Origin of the sequence: Nocardia nova, assembly GCF_002933465.1 — a bacterium.
Lineage (GTDB): Bacteria > Actinomycetota > Actinomycetes > Mycobacteriales > Mycobacteriaceae > Nocardia > Nocardia nova_B.
Genome location: NZ_PSZE01000023.1, coordinates 22,719 through 39,383, shown reverse-complemented (window position 1 = coordinate 39,383; position 16,665 = coordinate 22,719). Strand labels below are relative to the sequence as shown.

At 67.4% G+C, this 16,665-nt stretch carries 19 protein-coding genes, 1 tRNA gene and 1 pseudogene; 8 read left to right on the top strand and 13 right to left on the bottom strand.

Annotated features, from left to right (window positions below; translation table 11 throughout):
* Positions 1 to 18 precede the first annotated feature (18 nt).
* The 4 genes from C5E41_RS23925 to C5E41_RS34095 form a co-directional block, all read right to left on the bottom strand.
* On the bottom strand, positions 19 to 849 hold the full coding sequence (locus C5E41_RS23925) for a class I SAM-dependent methyltransferase (RefSeq protein ID WP_219823238.1): 831 nt from the start codon (positions 847 to 849) through the stop codon (positions 19 to 21).
* Positions 850 to 905: 56 nt separating this feature from the next.
* Positions 906 to 1,247, bottom strand: coding sequence for a glyoxalase (locus C5E41_RS23920; RefSeq protein ID WP_104378006.1), 342 nt, complete (start codon positions 1,245 to 1,247; stop codon positions 906 to 908).
* Position 1,248: 1 nt separating this feature from the next.
* Entirely contained in the window at positions 1,249 to 1,416 is a 168-nt protein-coding gene (locus C5E41_RS23915; RefSeq protein ID WP_036499828.1) for a CopG family transcriptional regulator, read from the bottom strand.
* A gap of 79 nt (positions 1,417 to 1,495) precedes the next feature.
* Complete coding sequence (locus C5E41_RS34095; RefSeq protein WP_181063399.1) at positions 1,496 to 1,657, bottom strand: hypothetical protein; 162 nt, start codon at positions 1,655 to 1,657, stop codon at positions 1,496 to 1,498.
* Between the two features lie 249 nt (positions 1,658 to 1,906).
* Here C5E41_RS34095 and C5E41_RS23910 point away from each other — a divergent pair, with 249 nt between their 5' ends.
* The 3 genes and pseudogenes from C5E41_RS23910 to C5E41_RS23900 all read left to right on the top strand — a co-directional run bounded on the left by C5E41_RS23910 (position 1,907) and on the right by C5E41_RS23900 (position 4,462).
* On the top strand, positions 1,907 to 2,776 hold the full coding sequence (locus C5E41_RS23910; RefSeq protein WP_104378005.1) for an IclR family transcriptional regulator: 870 nt from the start codon (positions 1,907 to 1,909) through the stop codon (positions 2,774 to 2,776).
* A gap of 214 nt (positions 2,777 to 2,990) precedes the next feature.
* A pseudogene (locus C5E41_RS36305) lies at positions 2,991 to 3,340 on the top strand (AMP-binding enzyme); the annotation flags it as partial.
* 180 nt (positions 3,341 to 3,520) lie between these two features.
* A complete protein-coding gene (locus C5E41_RS23900) occupies positions 3,521 to 4,462 on the top strand; it encodes a hypothetical protein (RefSeq protein WP_104378004.1) in 942 nt (313 codons plus the stop codon).
* A 7-nt stretch (positions 4,463 to 4,469) separates the two neighbouring features.
* On the opposite strand, the gene ppk2 is transcribed toward C5E41_RS23900, so the two are convergent.
* The 5 genes from ppk2 to C5E41_RS23875 all read right to left on the bottom strand — a co-directional run bounded on the left by ppk2 (position 4,470) and on the right by C5E41_RS23875 (position 7,976).
* Positions 4,470 to 5,381 carry a polyphosphate kinase 2 gene (gene ppk2 / locus C5E41_RS23895; RefSeq protein ID WP_104378003.1) on the bottom strand — a complete coding sequence of 304 codons (912 nt, stop codon included), beginning with the start codon at positions 5,379 to 5,381 and terminating at the stop codon, positions 4,470 to 4,472.
* Between the two features lie 9 nt (positions 5,382 to 5,390).
* Entirely contained in the window at positions 5,391 to 5,702 is a 312-nt protein-coding gene (locus tag C5E41_RS23890; protein ID WP_063909229.1) for a DUF3349 domain-containing protein, read from the bottom strand.
* 10 nt (positions 5,703 to 5,712) lie between these two features.
* A complete protein-coding gene (locus C5E41_RS23885) occupies positions 5,713 to 6,012 on the bottom strand; it encodes a hypothetical protein (RefSeq protein ID WP_104378002.1) in 300 nt (99 codons plus the stop codon).
* A gap of 5 nt (positions 6,013 to 6,017) precedes the next feature.
* Complete coding sequence (locus C5E41_RS23880; protein WP_104378060.1) at positions 6,018 to 7,253, bottom strand: inorganic phosphate transporter; 1,236 nt, start codon at positions 7,251 to 7,253, stop codon at positions 6,018 to 6,020.
* 270 nt (positions 7,254 to 7,523) lie between these two features.
* On the bottom strand, positions 7,524 to 7,976 hold the full coding sequence (locus C5E41_RS23875) for a hypothetical protein (RefSeq protein WP_104378001.1): 453 nt from the start codon (positions 7,974 to 7,976) through the stop codon (positions 7,524 to 7,526).
* Positions 7,977 to 8,238: 262 nt separating this feature from the next.
* Here C5E41_RS23875 and C5E41_RS23870 point away from each other — a divergent pair.
* From C5E41_RS23870 to C5E41_RS23850, 5 genes are all read left to right on the top strand, one after another.
* A tRNA-Ile gene (locus tag C5E41_RS23870) sits at positions 8,239 to 8,312 on the top strand.
* Between the two features lie 156 nt (positions 8,313 to 8,468).
* Positions 8,469 to 8,900: a nitroreductase family deazaflavin-dependent oxidoreductase gene (locus C5E41_RS23865; RefSeq protein WP_104378000.1), complete on the top strand. Its 432-nt coding sequence runs from the start codon at positions 8,469 to 8,471 to the stop codon at positions 8,898 to 8,900.
* 198 nt (positions 8,901 to 9,098) lie between these two features.
* Positions 9,099 to 10,118 (top strand): TerC/Alx family metal homeostasis membrane protein, encoded by a 1,020-nt coding sequence (locus C5E41_RS23860; protein ID WP_258081209.1) that lies wholly within the window; start codon positions 9,099 to 9,101, stop codon positions 10,116 to 10,118.
* A 61-nt stretch (positions 10,119 to 10,179) separates the two neighbouring features.
* Positions 10,180 to 10,698 (top strand): hypothetical protein, encoded by a 519-nt coding sequence (locus tag C5E41_RS23855; protein WP_439956546.1) that lies wholly within the window; start codon positions 10,180 to 10,182, stop codon positions 10,696 to 10,698.
* A gap of 328 nt (positions 10,699 to 11,026) precedes the next feature.
* Positions 11,027 to 11,956 (top strand): slipin family protein, encoded by a 930-nt coding sequence (locus tag C5E41_RS23850; protein ID WP_104377999.1) that lies wholly within the window; start codon positions 11,027 to 11,029, stop codon positions 11,954 to 11,956.
* 94 nt (positions 11,957 to 12,050) lie between these two features.
* On the opposite strand, the gene C5E41_RS23845 is transcribed toward C5E41_RS23850, so the two are convergent.
* The 4 genes from C5E41_RS23845 to C5E41_RS23830 form a co-directional block, all read right to left on the bottom strand.
* Positions 12,051 to 13,814, bottom strand: coding sequence for an SDR family oxidoreductase (locus C5E41_RS23845; protein ID WP_439956545.1), 1,764 nt, complete (start codon positions 13,812 to 13,814; stop codon positions 12,051 to 12,053).
* A gap of 30 nt (positions 13,815 to 13,844) precedes the next feature.
* Positions 13,845 to 14,954 (bottom strand): PDR/VanB family oxidoreductase, encoded by a 1,110-nt coding sequence (locus C5E41_RS23840; protein ID WP_439956469.1) that lies wholly within the window; start codon positions 14,952 to 14,954, stop codon positions 13,845 to 13,847.
* A complete protein-coding gene (locus C5E41_RS23835; RefSeq protein ID WP_104377997.1) occupies positions 14,951 to 15,853 on the bottom strand; it encodes a metal-dependent hydrolase in 903 nt (300 codons plus the stop codon). Before C5E41_RS23835 ends, C5E41_RS23840 begins: the two co-directional genes overlap by 4 nt.
* A 127-nt stretch (positions 15,854 to 15,980) precedes the next feature.
* Positions 15,981 to 16,496, bottom strand: a complete 516-nt coding sequence (locus C5E41_RS23830) for a hypothetical protein (protein ID WP_146097662.1) — start codon at positions 16,494 to 16,496, stop codon at positions 15,981 to 15,983.
* Between the last annotated feature and the right edge of the window lie 169 nt (positions 16,497 to 16,665).

The following is a 16,665-nucleotide window of genomic DNA, read 5'->3' as shown; positions in this document are numbered from 1 at the left end:
GCTCATCGTAGGCGGGGCTCAGGTCGTCGCCACCAGCAACTCCTCGCCGTTGGAGGTGCGCAGCCCATCCGGCCTGCCGGCGAAGTACCGCGCGTTGAGTTCGTCCGCCGAAATGTGGTGCGCCTGCGCGAAACCGGCCTCCCGGGCCATGGCGACGAGCTGCGCCGGGGCGTAGAAGCTGAGGAACGGCGTGCCGGAGGCGGCCGCACCCGAGACCGCGAACTCCCGGCTCGGCCGATCCTGTACGTCGAGCAGTTCCAGCGGCGGCTGGAAGGTCATCACGACCGTGGACCCGGGCGCCGTCCGCGCCAGCAGCGACAGCGTTTCGCGGTTCGCCTCGTCGGTGAGATACATGCTCACCCCCAGCGAGGCGACGATCGCGGGCCGGGACGGATCGAAGCCGGCCGCGGTCAGTCGCTCCCACCACGAATCCTTCTCGAAATCGACGGGGACCGAACGTAACCACTCCGGGAGCCCGTAACCGGTCTCGGCCAGACGCCGCCGCTTCCATGCCTGCGTCTGCGGCTGATCGACCTCGAAAATCCGGAAGCGAGCGGCGATTTCGGGTTTGCGCTGCGCGAACGTCTCCAACCCGGCGCCCAGCAGCACGTATTGGCCGACCCGCCCGGCCTGTTCGGTGAGCAGATCCTCCACGAATCGCGACCGGACCACGATGCTCGCCCGGAAGCGGCTGGTGCCGACGGGATCCATATCGCCGCGCTCGCGCCAGCCCTCCGGCGGATCGGCCAGACGCAGGCCGATCTCGTCGTCGAGCACATGCGGCGGCGGGTCGAGCTGAACGTGCAGCGCGCGCCACAGCGCAACCCGCACCGCGGTCTGATCAGGCATGGCGGTCTGATCGGGCACGGCGGTCTGATCGGGCACCGCACCGGTCCGGGGCTCGCTCATCGGTCACCACCGGGCGCCTGCAGTGTCCACACTCGCCCGTCCGGGTCACGCACCGTCATCTCCCGGGTTCCGTAATGGGTGTCGGCGAACGGCGAGTCCACCTCGACCGGCGCCGGAAAACCTTGCTCTGCTTCCACTTTCAGCACGACCTGCATTCCCGGCTCGCGATCCGCCGGCACCTCGGCGATGAACAGATACGGACCGTCCCCGTTGCGGAGCTGTCCGGAATTGTGGTCGGTGGCGAATTCCAGCTCGAAGCCCAGCTGCTGGAAGAACTTCGCCGATTTCCCCCAGTTGTGGGTCTCCAGAAAAATCGCCTCGACACCTCTGGCGGCCATCTCACTTCTCCTTCTCACGCGTCGGCGGCTCAGCGCCGAGATACGCCCGCAGCGCCTCGGCCACCAGTGCCGACAGCGACATCTCCGACTCGACCGCCCGGTATTTGACCTGCTTGATCAGCTCCACCGGGAGATACACGTTGAACTGCTTGACTTCCTCGGCGCCCACCAGACGACACTAACATGCTAGCAATCTAGATTGCTAGATCCCCTGGCTGCCGATGTCACGAAGTGATCTTCCGAACCGGCTACTCGGACGACTCCTCATCCGACCGCGGCGTCCCCGACAGCCGGATCACCCCCGCCTCCAGGTCGAGATCCAGCCGCGGCCGATGTTGCTGCCCGTCGCTGTCACCACTGCTCTCGTCGGTCAGCTTCTTGCCGGGGAACATCTCACCGAACACGCCCATAACCCCACGATAGCCGCCTGTGCGCCGCGGGCGGGGACGGAAAACGGCCTCAGCGGAGTTCGATCGAACCGCCGTCGACCATGAGGTCTGGGACCTGGCCCTGCAGCCCCGCGCTGGAGGCGAAGGTGAAACGAACGAGATGGTCTGCCATCGCGCGGTGTGTCTGCCGTCACTACACTCGGGCTTCAATTCCGGGTCTCGCCCAGCTTCGACGGGCAGGATGGAAGTGACTGACGATCGGAGGCATCGATGCCACTGGCCACATCGGCACCCCGCCCCCTGCCGCCGTCGATGGTGGAACGGATGACGCTCATTCTCGACATGTTCGAGCACCGGTCGACACGGCTGAGCCTCGTGGAGATCTGCACCCACAGCGGGCTCCCGCGCTCCACCGCGCATCGCATCCTCGACCAGCTGGTGAAACTGCACTGGCTCGAGCACACCCCCTCGGGCTATTGCCTGGGTCGCCGCTCCCTCGGGCTCGGTGGCTACGACGGCCGGCACGGCGAGATCCGCGAGGCCGCGGCCGAGCACCTGCACGAACTGCAACTGCGGACCGGGCTCGTGGTCCACCTGGCGGCTCTGGAAGGCGCCGACGAGGTGTTCCTGGACAAACTCGGCGGCCCGTTCGCGCGCACCCTGGAATCGCATGTGGGGCGCCGCAGTTTGGCCCACCTCACCACCGGCGGCCGCGCCATGCTGGCCTGGTTGCCGCCGGAGGAGGTGGAGGCGCTGCTCGGCAAGCAGTTGTCGAATCCGGTCCAGGGCCGGGGATGGGATGTGCCGAGCCTGCATCGCGAACTGAACCGGATCCGCCGCAATCGCGGACTGTCGTTCGACCGCGGCGAATACACCAATGCGATGGTGGGCAGGGCACTTCCCAGCGTGGCCGCCGCGATCCGGGGTCCACAGGGCCCGCGGGCCGCGATCTGCCTGTGCGGGGAGACGAACTTCGCGACCATGGAGCGACTGGCCCCGCTGGTCGCGGAGGCGGCCGCGCGCACCTCGCGCGCGTTGGCCACCGAGTCCCGCGGGCCACGTCATGTCCCGGCCGGCCGGCGCGGACAGGCGGTCCGGACGAACGGGCGCTCGCTCGCCTCCTCGCCGAGTCGCGGGTAGGCGGCCGGGACTATCTCGTCACCGAGGACCGTCGGCTGAGCTGTCGCGAACACGCCGCTGCCGCAAGTGCTCTCGCGGCCGCACTGCGTGCTGAGTTCGGCGTGGGGCGCGGTGATCGGGTCGCGCTTCTCGCCGCGAATGGGTGATCACCATCTGGGCGGCGCAGAGCCTCGGCGCGGTCGCGGTCGGGCTCAACGGGTGGTGGGTGCCCGCCGACCTCGCAGAAGCTCCCGGCACACTGGGCCGGCCGATCATCAGCGTGGCACTCGAGATCCGCGATGCCGACGGGACCCCGTTCCGGAAGGCGTCGAAGGTGAGGTTGACGTCCGCAACCCCGATGTCGTGGAATGTGCCGTCGTCGGCGAACCGCACCCCGATTCCGGGCAGCAGGTGGCGGCCGTCGTCGTCCTCGCCGAGGGGGCCACGGCGTCGGAGGCGGATCTGCGCGAATTCGCCCGCGATCGGCTGGCGTATTTCAAGGTGCCCGAACGGTGGCGGATCACCTCGGAGTCGTTGCCGCGCAACATCACCGGCAAGCTGATCCGGTCCGGGATCACAGTCTGACACGGGTTTCGAGGTGGTCGTTCGGCGCCCGCCGCTCGATCCCGGCCGATTTTGCCGAATGTTCGCCACCCCGGCTCTACACTGGTGCGGACCTGATTGCCCTGTGTCACAGAGTGAGTGGTGCGCATGCCTCCGGATCCCGACCAGATGACGGCGGCGTTCGAACGATTATCGGCCCGAATGACGGTGCTGCAGGCCGGAATCCTGCTCGCGCCGACGATGCACGAACAGGGTGCCGCCCGCTACGGCCGCATTGTCGCGGCGCAGCTGGCGGCACTCACGATCCGTGGACATGTCGATGTGCATGTCGGTAGCGACGGATTCGAGGGGGCGGATTCGCTGCGAGCCGTCCTGCTGCCGGGCCCACCCGAACCGGTGGCCGCCGAGGAGCGGCAGTTGTTGCGGCATCTGTTCGGCAACGGCTACTCCGTGCGCATCGCCGCCTGCACCGACGGCCCGGGCTGGGATCGGCTGAACGCGACGGTGCGACGCGAATTGATCGGCAACGGATTCGGCTGGGCCAAACCCGATCGCTACCGGGCGCTGCGCACGATGGTCCGGCTGCGCCGGCGCATGCTCGATTACGCGGCGCGGCGACCGGCGTGGCAGGACAACGAAACACTGCACCGCGCAGGCTATCCCTACGCGGTGCTGTTCGCCGTCGACACCGGTCCGGGCCCGCATTGGCCGGGCCCGGAGGACGGCTCGCAGGCGCAGCTTTCCTTGCCGTGGAATCTGCCGCAGGCCTGCGCGCACGCCGTTCGCGACTCCGGCGAGATCGCCTACAGCGCGCCACCGGTAGGCACCGAGGAGCGGCTGGCCGAAGTCGAGCAGCTGCTGATCGCCATGGACTCCCATTCGCAAGGGGTGCGGTACCACCATGTGGTCGAGGCCGAGCGACTGCACCGTTTGATCGACGATTACCGCTGGCGCTACAGCTTTCACACGCTCACCACCTCCCCTCGCCCCGAGCTGCTGCGGGCCGCACTGCTGGATCTGGTGCGCGAAACCGAAACCGTTCGCGCGTATGTGCGGCCCGGCGTACCGGGTCACGAAGAGGCCGTGCTGGTTTCGATGTACGCGGTGCGGCTGTCGGATCTCGTCCTGGACCGCACGCCGTGACCCGGGGTCAGGAACCGACCACGTCGCGCGCGCGGCCGACGATGAGCGGATCGGCGGGGGTGACGATGTCGGGCTCCTTGTTCTGGTAGTCGAACAGGCCCAGCACGTGGCGCATCGCGTTGAGGCGGGCGCGTTTCTTGTCGTTGCTCTTGACCACGATCCACGGCGCGTAGTCGGTATCGGTGTGTTCGAAGTTCTCCTCCTTGGCGGCGGTGTAGTCGTCCCACTTGTCCAGCGACGCCAGATCCATCGGCGAGAGTTTCCACTGCCGGACCGGGTCGACCTGCCGGATCGCGAAGCGGGTCCGCTGCTCCAGCGGCGATACCGAGAACCAGAACTTCACCAGGTCGATACCGTCGTCGACGAGCATCCGCTCGAACAGCGGCACCTGATTCAGGAAACGCCGATGCTGTTCGGCCGTGCAGAATCCCATCACCCGCTCGACGCCGGCGCGGTTGTACCAGGACCGGTCGAACAGCACGATCTCCCCGGCCGCCGGCAGGTGTTCGACGTAGCGCTGGAAGTACCACTGCGTCGATTCCCGGGCGGTCGGCTTCTCCAGCGCGACGACGCGGGCGCCACGCGGGTTGAGGTGTTCCATGAAACGCTTGATGGAGCCGCCCTTTCCGGCGGCGTCACGTCCTTCGAACACGATGACCAGCCGCCGGCCGGTGGCCTTGACCCAGTTCTGCAATTTGAGCAGTTCGATCTGCAGCAGGCGTTTGTCGGCCTCGTAGACCTCGCGGTTCAGGCGTTCGTCGTACGGATAGCCTTCACGCCAGGTGTCGACGACCAAACCGTCTGCGGCGGTGAGCAGTACGGGATCGTCGTCATCCAGGTCGTCGACGATGAATCCGGTGGTGTCGGTCAGATCGACGGCGGACTCGAGGTCGGCGACGGCACTGAGATTGCGCTGCATGTCCGCCCTTCAGTCGTGGAATCCGGTGAGCGGCCAGCCGCCGGCGGCGAGCTTCGCCGCGACCTGGCGCAGATCGTCCTCGCTCGGTTCGCAGCGGGTCACTTCCACGATCGCCGCCTCCACCTGCTCGCGATCGACGACGTCGGGCCGGCCGGCCAGCAGCAGGCCGAGAATCCGGTCGAGTTCGTCCTTGTTCAGCTGCTTCTTCAGCAGCGCGAGCAACGGGAAGTAATCCTTCGGCGGGACGCCGTCCGGGTAGCCCGCGCGCAGCCAATCCAGGATCTGCGCGAGCAAGCCCTCGTCGTTGGTCCTCGAATTCACCTGTGTACTCCTACTTCTCGACCAGGGTCGGATAGATGTGCTCGAAGCTGACCGCCTTGCCGAAACCGGACGCGACGATGATCGTGATACCGACGACGATCGCGGCGACCACGACGGCGAAGACCACGACGGCCACCGCGGCGCCGAACGGATTGGGCCGGTGGACGGTTCCGTCGGCCGACTCGTGTCCGTTGGCGACCGCGAGACCGCGCACGCCGACGGCGAACAGCGCGGGCAGACCGGCGCCCAGCACGATGCCGACGAGCAGAATCTTCCAGACCGATTCGAGAACGAGCTTTATCGTTTCCATGGTTCTCAGACCTTCGCGATCGTGTCCGCGGGAGCGACCGGCTCGTCCCATTCGGCGTTGACGTTGGTGTGGTCGACCTTCTGCGCCTGGGCGCGCCGGTACATGTAGACCGAGAGCGCGCACAGGATCGCGAAGGCGATCAGCGGGCCGAGCAGGGTGGGAATCTTCGCCGCGATCACCCACATCACCGCGCCCACCACCGCGGCGGCCGGCAGGGTGATGACCCAGGCCGCCACCATGCGCAGCGCGATGTTCCAGCGCACCTGCGCACCGGGCTTGCCGACGCCGGAACCGAGGATAGAGCCGGTGGCGACGTGGGTGGTCGAGAGCGCGAAACCGAGGTGGCTGGAGGCGAGAATGATTGTCGCCGAGGAGGCTTCGGCCGCCATGCCCTGCGGCGAGCTGATTTCGACCAGCCCCTTGCCGAGCGTGCGGATGATGCGCCAGCCGCCGATATAGGTGCCCAGCGCGATGGCGGCGGCGCACGCGAACTTCACCCACAGCGGCACATTGTCGGTTTCGTGCCAGGCGAACGGGCCGGTCGACTGCGGATCCGAGGCGTTGTAGCCGATCAGCGCCAGGGTGATCACGCCCATCGTCTTCTGCGCGTCGTTGGTCCCGTGCGCGAGCGAGACGAGTGAGGCGGTGCCGATCTGCCCCCACCGGAACCCGGCCTCGGCGAACCGTTCGCCGATACCCACGACGATCTTGAAGATCAGGAAGGTGCCGGCCGCGGCCACGATGCCCGCGATCACCGGCGAGAACAGCGCGGGCATGATCACCTTGCCCACCACACCGTCGATCTTGCCGTGCCCGATCCACACCACACCCGCGCCGGAAGCCAGGGCGGCACCGATCAATCCGCCGAACAGCGCATGCGAACTCGAGCTCGGCAGGCCCAGCAGCCAGGTCAGCAGATTCCAGATGATGCCGCCGATCAGCCCGGCCATCACGATGATCAGCAAGGCCCGCCCGTGATCCGCGGTGAACTCGGCTTTCGGTGTCCCGTCCTTGTTCTGGATCTTGACCACCGCATTGGTGACCGTCAACGCGACCTCCACCGACAAGAACGCACCGACCAGATTCAGCAGCGCCGAAACAGTCACCGCGGTTGTGGGTTTGAGGGCACCCGTCGCGATGGACGTCGCCATCGCATTCCCCGTGTCGTGAAAACCGTTGGTGAAGTCGAAGGCAAGCGCCGTGACGATCACCAGCAGCAGGATGATCAGTTCGCTGTTCACCCTCGTGATGGTGCGGTGTGCGGGCGTCGCCCACAATCCCCTGCCCATTCTAGAAAATGGCGCCTACCTGGGCGTTTCATCGATGTCGGGCAGAGGTTCATCGAAAGTTCCCGATGGAATCGTCTGCCTGCCACTTGCCGGAATCGGGGGGCCTCCGGTGAACCGATCGTGCAAACGTCGTCGACTTTTCGCGATTTCGGGGCATTTTCGTGGAGGTTTGCACGGAAAGTTCGGGGGTGCGCGACTGTGCGCCGCTGCACGATCCCGACGCTAGGCGGCGACGATCGCATCGGCGACCAGGCGGAGATCCGGCACGGCGCCCTGCGGTTCACGCAACCACGTCCGGCGCGGGTTGCCGGGTGTGGGGAGCGCGATCAACGCGCCGGGGCCGGTCTGGGTGACGAAGCAGCGGAACAGGTCCAGCGACCACCATCCCGCGCCCTCACCACAGCTGGGATTCTCGGCGAGAAACGACCACACGCACCGGTCTCCCACCCCGACCCGCATCACCGGCACCTCCAGATCGCCGAGTATGCCGAGCACCGAGGCGCCCCGCTCGGCGGGTGTCATGACCGCACACAGGCGCCCCGACCGCATGACCAGCGCCCCGATCCGTTCCTCGTACCAGGTCTCACCGAATATCTCCCGATATCGCGACTGCGCGGGCGCGATGGCCGGAGTGGGTTGTTCGGTTACCTGCTCGCTCGCGTAGATGGCTGTCATCAGCCGATCCTCCAGCCCGTTCGCTATCGGACTGTGGCGGTGGAGTGACAGACGTGCTACAGAACAGCCGGCAAGTGACGAGAACCGACCAGCCCCGGAACACCTCATGCGCGCCCAACTCCTGCTCGCCGCCGACCGACGCGAAAGGGCGAAACCGCCCTCACGCGACCCCCTTTCACCGCGAGATACCGCCCGCCCGAGCCCAACTAGGCCGTTGCACCCCGGACCCGGTAGCATCCCCCACGCGCGTGCAGCGCGGCGAGGGGCGGTAGCTCAGTCGGTTAGAGCCGCGGACTCATAATCCGCTGGTCGTGGGTTCGAGCCCCACCCGCCCCACAAAACCACTCTCACACAGCGGAAACGCCGAACGTAGGCTGAGTTGGAGACAGCACAGCGCTCAATTGGCCGTGTACTTCATGGATCGGTCGAGGGCCGCCACGGACCGCCTCCCAGGTTAGGGTTGGGCAGGGGTTGCCTGATCGGAGGTGTGGGATGGCTGATCTGTTTTCCACCGCGCTGCGGGCCCATCAGTGGATCTACGAGAAGTCGGACGGGTATGTGGGGCACCGGCTGCTGTTCGGAAACCCCACCCTGTTGTTGCGAACGGTGGGGCGCAAAACCGGGCAACCGCGGACCAGTGCGCTGACCTATGCGCGAGACGGCGACGACTATTTGGTGACAGCGTCCAACGGTGGGTCGCCGCGGCCGCCGGGGTGGCTGGCGAATGTGAAGTCGGCGCCGGAGTGTGAGATCCAGGTCGGGCATCGGCGGATTCCGGTGACCGCGCGGCCGACGTATCCGGACGACACCGAGTACGCGCGGCGGTGGTCGCTGGTCGACAAGGTCAACAAAGGCCGGTACACGCAGTACCAGAAGATGACCGAGCGGCCCATATCGGTCGTGGTGCTCAGCCCGCGGAAATGACGCGCGCGGCGGTCGGACCCGTCACATTCGTCCGGATCGCTTGGTTTCGGGCAAAGGTTTCGCTATCCTCGCCTCCGAGGGGAGTACTTCCCAAGCGCCACACCGGTCAGTACGGATTCCGCCGTCGGGATCCCCGGATGGCCACCCGGATATCGGGTGAAGGAGACCTCGGGTGCTTTCGCATACCCGAGGAGACCTGTGAATTCGTCCGTTCTCGCAGCCGAACAGCTGCATACCATCGGCTCCCCCTGGCTGTGGGCCGCCACCATCGCCGGTGTGCTGGTCCTGCTCGCGCTGGACTTCGTCGTCACCCGCAAACCGCACGAGGTGTCGATGCGAGAGGCGGTCGGCTGGACCGTGTTCTATTTGGCGCTGCCGGTCGCGTTCTTCGGCATTCTGTGGGCCGGATTCGGATCGAAGCCCGCCACCGAGTTTTTCACCGGTTATCTGCTGGAGAAATCGCTGTCGGTGGACAACCTCTTCGTCTTCATGCTGCTGCTGGCGGCCTTCGCGGTCCCGGCGGTGCTGGCCCAACGGGTGCTGCTGTTCGGCATCGTGGGCGCACTGGTGCTGCGCGGCATCTTCATCGCCGTCGGTGCGGCCGCGCTCGCCTCGCTGGACTGGGCGTTCCTGCTGTTCGGCGCGATTTTGCTGCTCACCGCGCTCAAGCTGATCCGCGACGCGGTCACCGGGCACGAACAGGAAGTCGACATCTCCCAGATGCGTTCGGTGCGCCTGATGCGCAGGCTGATGCCCGTCACCGACGACTACCGCGGCACGAGGATGACCGTGCGGGAGGCCGGTCGCCGCGCCCTGACCCCGCTCGCCCTGGTGGTCACCGCTGTCATGGCCACCGATCTGATGTTCGCGATCGACTCGGTACCCGCGGTCTACGGCGTCACCGGTGACCCGTACCTGGTATTCGCCACCAACGCCTTCGCCCTGCTGGGCCTGCGCGCCCTCTACTTCGTCCTGCAGGCGGTCCTGGCCCGCCTGGTGCACCTCGCCTACGGTCTGGCCGTGATCCTCGGCTTCATCGGCGTCAAACTGGTGCTGCACTGGGCCCACGGCTACTGGGACTGGCTGCCGGAGATCCCCACCGCCGCCTCCCTGCTGGTGATCGTGGTGGTGCTCGGCGTGGTGACCGTGACCAGCCTGCTGGCTACCCGGGATGAGAAGGACGGTGACTCCGCCCCCGTCGACACGTCCGCTCGATAGACACTGCGGCCCGCGGGGGCAGGAGTTGTCCGCCGCGAAATCTCGGCCGTACCGTGAGCCGGTGCTGTCCCGCTTCCGGCGTCTCGATCCGATCCGCATCCGGCGCGCCGTCGATGCGCTGCGATTGCCGGAGGCCGTCTTCAAGACCTGTCCCTGGCAGCCGCGGGAATTGGTGGACACCGGTCTGCGGCAGTGGTTGCGATGCTGCGGAGCGGCGATGGCCGACGACCAGGTAATCGGCATGCCGTCCCATGCCGTGGACGAGGCGTGGCACGGTTTGATTCTGTGCACCAAGCGTTATCGGGACTTCTGCGATGCCGCGTACGGCCGGTTCCTGCACCATTTCCCCGAGGGAGACGGCTACGGCGGCGGCAGTGGTGTGCCGATGGCCACTCAGCTCGGACGCACGGTTGTCGCCTGGTCCCTCGTCGCCGACCCGGGCGAAGAGTGCGTGCTGTGGAATCTGGATGTCGTTGTGGGAGTGGAGAATCCGTGGGGAGTTTCGCCGGATCGGGTCACCGAGGTGGAAACCGCCGTGGGTGAGATCAGCGCAGGCGCACGGCGCCGCGCTCGTCGGTGACGGCGGCCGCCGCTTCCGAAGCTTTCACACGGCTGTGGCTCCGCCGGTGCCGTCTCGACGCTGGATCGGGACCGCCGCGCGGGATGTGCGATAGACGCTCGCGGTTACGATCGCCCGCCCGAGCGTGACGACGAATTGCATGAGCGGACCGTAGCCGCACAACCCGGCGTTCGCCCGGTGAGCCGGTTGCGCCGCACGCACCGCGAGCTCCTCGGCCGAGAACGCCCCTCGCCGGCCGTGGCATGGCCCGCGGGGCGCAACGGTGCCATGATCGATGGCAGGAGCCCGGTCGCGGGCGTGCCGGGCGTTTTCGCATGGTGGTGACACTATGGACGTTGCGACGTTTGCCGCATTCATCGTGGGGGCGGGGGCGGTGTGCGCCGGGGTCGCCTTCGGGACCGGATTGCGGGTGGTTCAGCAGTACGAGCGCGGGCTGGTGTTCCGGTTCGGACGGGTGCGAGCGGTGCGTAATCCGGGGTTGCGGGTGCTCATTCCGTTCGTCGACAAGATGCGCAAGGTGCCGATGCAGGTCGTCACGATGCCCGTCCCGGGGCAGGAGGGCATCACTCGCGACAACGTGACCGTGCGGGTCGACGCGGTGGTGTACTTCCGGGTGATCGACCCGACGCAGGCGGTGGTCGAAGTCCAGGACTACCTGTTCGCCGTCGAACAGGTGGCGCAGACCTCGCTGCGCTCGATTATCGGGAAGAGCGAACTCGACGATCTGCTGTCCAACCGCGAACAGTTGAACAAGGGTCTGGAGTTGATGATCGACAGCCCGGCCCTCGCCTGGGGCGTCCATATAGACCGGGTGGAGATCAAAGATGTGGCGCTGCCGGAGGCGCTGAAGCGCTCGATGTCGCGGCAGGCGGAGGCTGAGCGCGAACGCCGCGCCCGGGTCATCACCGCCGAGGGCGAGCTCCAGGCCTCGCGGAAGCTGACCGACGCCGCCGAACGCATGGCGACCGCCCCGGCGGCCCTGCAGCTGCGACTGCTCCAAACCGTCGTCGAGGTTGCGGCAGAGAAGAATTCGACCCTGGTCCTGCCGTTCCCGGTGGAGCTGCTGCGCTTCCTGGAACGGTCGACCCCGGCGGAATCGGGTGCGGCGCCGGCCGCGAGCCACCCGGACACGCCCACCGCCGAAGGCGGGACGGCGCATGCGTCCGACACCGATTCCGGCGCGCACCCCCGCTCCGCCGAACCGCCCTCGGCCGAAGCCCTGCGATCACCGCTGCGCGCACCGATTCGTCCCGAGTGAGGGCCGCATCCTCCGTCATCACCGGCTCGAATCGGCGGACCGGTCGCCTCGACCGTACGACCGGTCCCCCCGCGCCGACGACGCGAAACGCACCCTACGTCAGCTTCACCCGCGCCGCGACGAAGCGGTTGACGGCCGGGGCCAAGCGGCTGAAGTGGTACTGCAGATGCGCTTCCGGGGTGACCGGGACGATCTCGCGGTGGCGTTCGACCGCGCGCACGATCCGGTCGGCGACCTTCTCCGGGCCGTAGCCGCGTTTGCGGTACAGCGCGTCGTAGCGAGCCTGCTTCGCAGCCTCCGCATCGTGGGACAGGCCCGAGAACTTCGTTGTCGCAACGATATTCGTGTGCACGATGCCAGGGCAGATGGTGTGCACCTCGATACCCTTGCCGGCCAGTTCGGCGCGCAGGCAGTCGGAGAACATGAAAACCGCGGACTTACTGGTCGAGTAGGCGCTGAAGCCCTGCTGCGGGCTGTAGGCGGCCATGCTGGACAGGTTGACGATATGTCCGCCGAGTCCCCGCTCGGCCATGGCGGCGCCGAAGGTGCGGCAGCCGTTGACCACACCGCCGAGGTTCACCCGCAGCACCCGGTCGAATTCGGCGGCGGAGGTGTCGAAGAAGTCTCCGGCCTGGCCGATGCCGGCGTTGTTGATCAGGATGTCCGGCACGCCGTGGGTGGCGATCACCGCGCTCGCGTGCTCACTCATCGCCGCTTCGTCGGACACGTCGACGGCGTAGGCGTGCGCGAGGCCACCGGCCGCCGTGATCAGTTCCACGGTCTCCTTGGCGGCATCCAGGTTCAGGTCCGACAGCACGACCTCGGCGCCGCGGCGGGCGAACGCCAGCGCCGTTTCGCGGCCGATGCCGCTGCCGCCCCCGGTGACCACGACCAGCCGATCCGTGAACGGCCCGGCCTGCGCACCGACCTGGGCGCGGCGCAGCGTGCGCGGATACTCACCGGTGTCGACGGCCGTCGCGAGTTCGGTCGCCGAGGTGGCCAGCAACTCCGGATGGGAGAACGGCAGCCAGTGCCCGCCCGCGATCTCGCGCCGGAACAGCCGGTCGGTCCACTTCGGTGTGTCGTCGTACCCGGCCGGGCGTACCGCGATATCGCGGCGCGCGATGATCAACTGCACCGGAACCTCGGTGTGCCGCTCGCGCGGGCCGAGCATGCGCGGCAGGATGTTGGCGCGGTAGATCCGCATGCCGTCGAAGAAGTCCTGCCGGAACGCCGGACCGAGTTTCACGTTCTCCGGGGAGGTTTGGTTCATCAGGCCGATGAACCGCTTCCACACCTTCTCCGACGACAGCGGCCGCATCACCGCCTTGTTCAGACCCGGGGTCATGAACAGGAAGGTGTAGGCCGAGGACAGCAACTGCGTGGCCGGACCCCACACCGCGCCGCGGCCCATCCGATCGCGGGTCCACTTCGCCAGATGGTCGAGATTCGGGCCGGAAACCGAGGTGAACGAGGCCACCCGGGCGGCGGCCTGCGGCTCGCACACCGCCTCCCATACCTGCACCGAACCCCAGTCGTGGGCTAGCACGTGCACGGGCCGGTCCGGGCTCACCGCATCGGCCACCGCGTAGAAGTCGGAGGCGAAGCGGTCCAGGCCGTAGTCCTCGGTGCGATCGGTGCGGGTGGAGCGGCCGTGGCCGCGGGTGTCGTAGGCGACGACGTGGAAACGCCCGGACAGCTTGGGAATCACCCGATCCCACAGGTGATGGTCGTCGGGCCAGCCGTGCACGAGCAGCATGGTCGGTGCGGCGGGATCGCCGTATTCGTAGACGGCGATATCGAATTCACCGTTGCGGACGAAATGTTCGGAGTCCGGAACGGGGGCGGTATCGGTCACGAGAATCTCCTCGAAGAGGGCAAGTGGAGGTCAGAGGTCGAGCACCAAACGTTCACCCGCGCACCGTGATACGCAGATGAGCAGTTCGCCCTCGGCGCGTTCACCGGGGGTGAGGACGGTGTCGCGATGATCGGGCTGCCCGTCGAGTACCCGGACCTTGCAGGTGCGGCAGAAACCCTGCCGGCAGGAGTAGGCGATATCGGGCCGTACGCGCAGCACTTCGTCGAGCACGGAGCGGTCGGCGGGGATGTCCAGCACCTCACCGGTGCGGGCGAGCTCGACGCGGAACGGCTTTCCGTCGACTACGGGCGCGGCCGAGAAGCGCTCGGAATACAGTTCCACACCGGGCATTTCGCGAACGGCCGCGGCGATCGCCGAGGTCATCGGGACCGGCCCGCAACAGTAGACCGAGCTGTCGACGCCGACGCCGGGCAGCAGATCCGCCGCCGTCGGCACACCACCTTCGTCGTCGGTGCGCACCGTCACCCGGCTGCCGAAGGATGCTATTTCGGCGAGGAACGGGATGGTGTCGCGGCTGCGGCCGGTGTAGACCATGGTCCAGTCCACGCCCAGCCGATGTGCCATCCGCACCATCGGCAGGATCGGCGTGATCCCGATGCCGCCCGCGACGAAATGTACACGGGCAGCCGAGGATCCGTGGCCCGGCAGGACGAACGGGAAGGCGTTGCGGGGCCCGCGGATCGTGAGTTCGGCGCCGACGCCGAGTTCGTCGTGCACCTCGACCGAACCACCGAGCCCGGCCGGTATCCGGCGGACCGCGACGCGATAGTGGAACCGATCGGCGGGGTCACCACACAGCGAATACTGCCGCAACCGACCCGACGGCAGTTCCAGGTCCAGATGGGCGCCCGGTCGCCAGGTCGGCAGCGCGTTGCCGTCGGGGGCGCGCAGCACCAGGCTCACCACATCGGCGGCGTGCGCCTCGATCCGCCGCTCGACCACTCGCACCCGCAACCGGCCGCCGCCGACCGCGCCGGTCACCGGACGCCGGTGAATCAGCGACGCCCACCGCATCCGCGCCTCGGCGACCGCGCCGATGATGCGGATCGGCCGGTCCGAGCCCCGCCCACTGTAGAGGTCCGGCGGCAGTTCGGTGGGCACGGGCCTGCGTGTCGTCACGACGCGAGTGCCTGTGCCGCAGGCGATTTCGCCAGATACGCCACTGCCTGCGCGGTCGATCCGACCGAGGCCGGGGTGTATCCGGGTGTGGCCACCGACAGCGCCGACCACAGCAGCGAGGGAATTCCGGGCAGCGCACCTCGCCACATCGCACCGAGCGCCTTGCCCACGATGCGTGGATACCCCATATTCGGCAACTCCGCGTCCTGGTGCACCAGATACTTCGTGCCGCGCAGCAGCAACGCCACGAAGATCGGGAAGGTGATCGCCATCAGCGCGCACCGGCGCACGTAGCCGACCTCGAAATACGCGGCGACATCGTGGGCGACGAAGCGGTGTTCGACTTCTTCGGCGCCGTGCCAGCGATACAGGTCGAGCATGTCGGGCGAGGCGTCGAACCGCTCCAGATCGGCGTTGATGATCCAGTCGCCGAGGAAGGCGAAGAAATGCTCGAGGGTGGCGATGAAGCCCAGCCGTTCGACGAGGGTCTGGGACTCCTCGCGTGGCGTCTGCCCCTCCCGCGGCCCCAGCGCCTTGCGGAAGATGTACTCCATCTGCCGCGCGTAGGTGTCGATGTCGACGCCGTGGGCACGGAAGACCTGCTGCAGCGAATCGTTGTGAGTTTCCGCGTGCATCGCCTCCTGCCCCATGAAGCCGATGACCTGTTCGCGCAGCTTCTCGTCCTTGATCTGCGGCAGCGCCTCGGAGAAGGTCTGGATGAACATCCGCTCGCCCTCGGGCAGCAGCAGGTTGAGCGAGTTGAACACATGCGAGGCGATGGGTTCGGCGGCCAGCCAGTGCAGCGGGGTGGCTCGCCAATCGAACTGCACGTTCCGCGCGTGCAGCGCCACCTCACCGGGATCGCCCACGCCGCGGCTGCGCATGGGAAGCAACTTCATCGGTACTCCTGGTCATCATCTCGGCCATCGGTTCCGGCCGCACCGGCACCGTTGCTACAGCAGCGTAGCAATTATCGGGCAGTAAGCGACACCCTGAGTACCACATAATTTTAGCCGCCGCGGCGGCTCAGCGCGAAGTTCTCGGCCAGGTGTAGGTGTGACCGTCAGCATCCACGGTGGTCACCTTGGTGAAGACATTGCCCGGCCGCGCGACGTCGGTCAGCGTGAGATGCACCTTTTTGGTGACGTACTTGCCGGCGGCACAGTTGGGATCGCAGGTGTTCTCCCGCTCGACGCCATCCCCCTGCGCCTGATCCGGCCCCCAGCTCTGCCACACGATCTGTTCGACCTGAGCACCCAGATCGGCGCAGGCGAGGATCATGCTCTCCGGCCGGACCGCCGGCTTACTGAAGGAACAGTCGATAACTTCCGGAACCGTGCTGGTGGTGGTCGCCTTCGGCGCGACCGGATCGGCCGGGTGAGCGTTCCCCGAGTCGGACGAGCCACAGCCGGTCAGTATCAGCAACGCGGCGGCCACGGCCGCGCCGAACAGCGGGCGGCCACCGCGCCGAATCGTGTCACCGTTCATGTCAGTCCCCAGATCTTCGTCGAACTCCACCCGCCGCCCGTGGGCGTGTCTCACAAACCTAGTGGATCGATTCCGCGGCCGGGGGTACGCGACACCGGCGCATACGCGCAACCTCGCCACCAGTGCCCCGATTCCGGCAGGCCACCCGACACCGACGAACTCCCCGACGACGCGCGCGGACTTTCGCCCGGCCGCACCGCCGGCATCTCACCCCGGAAGCACA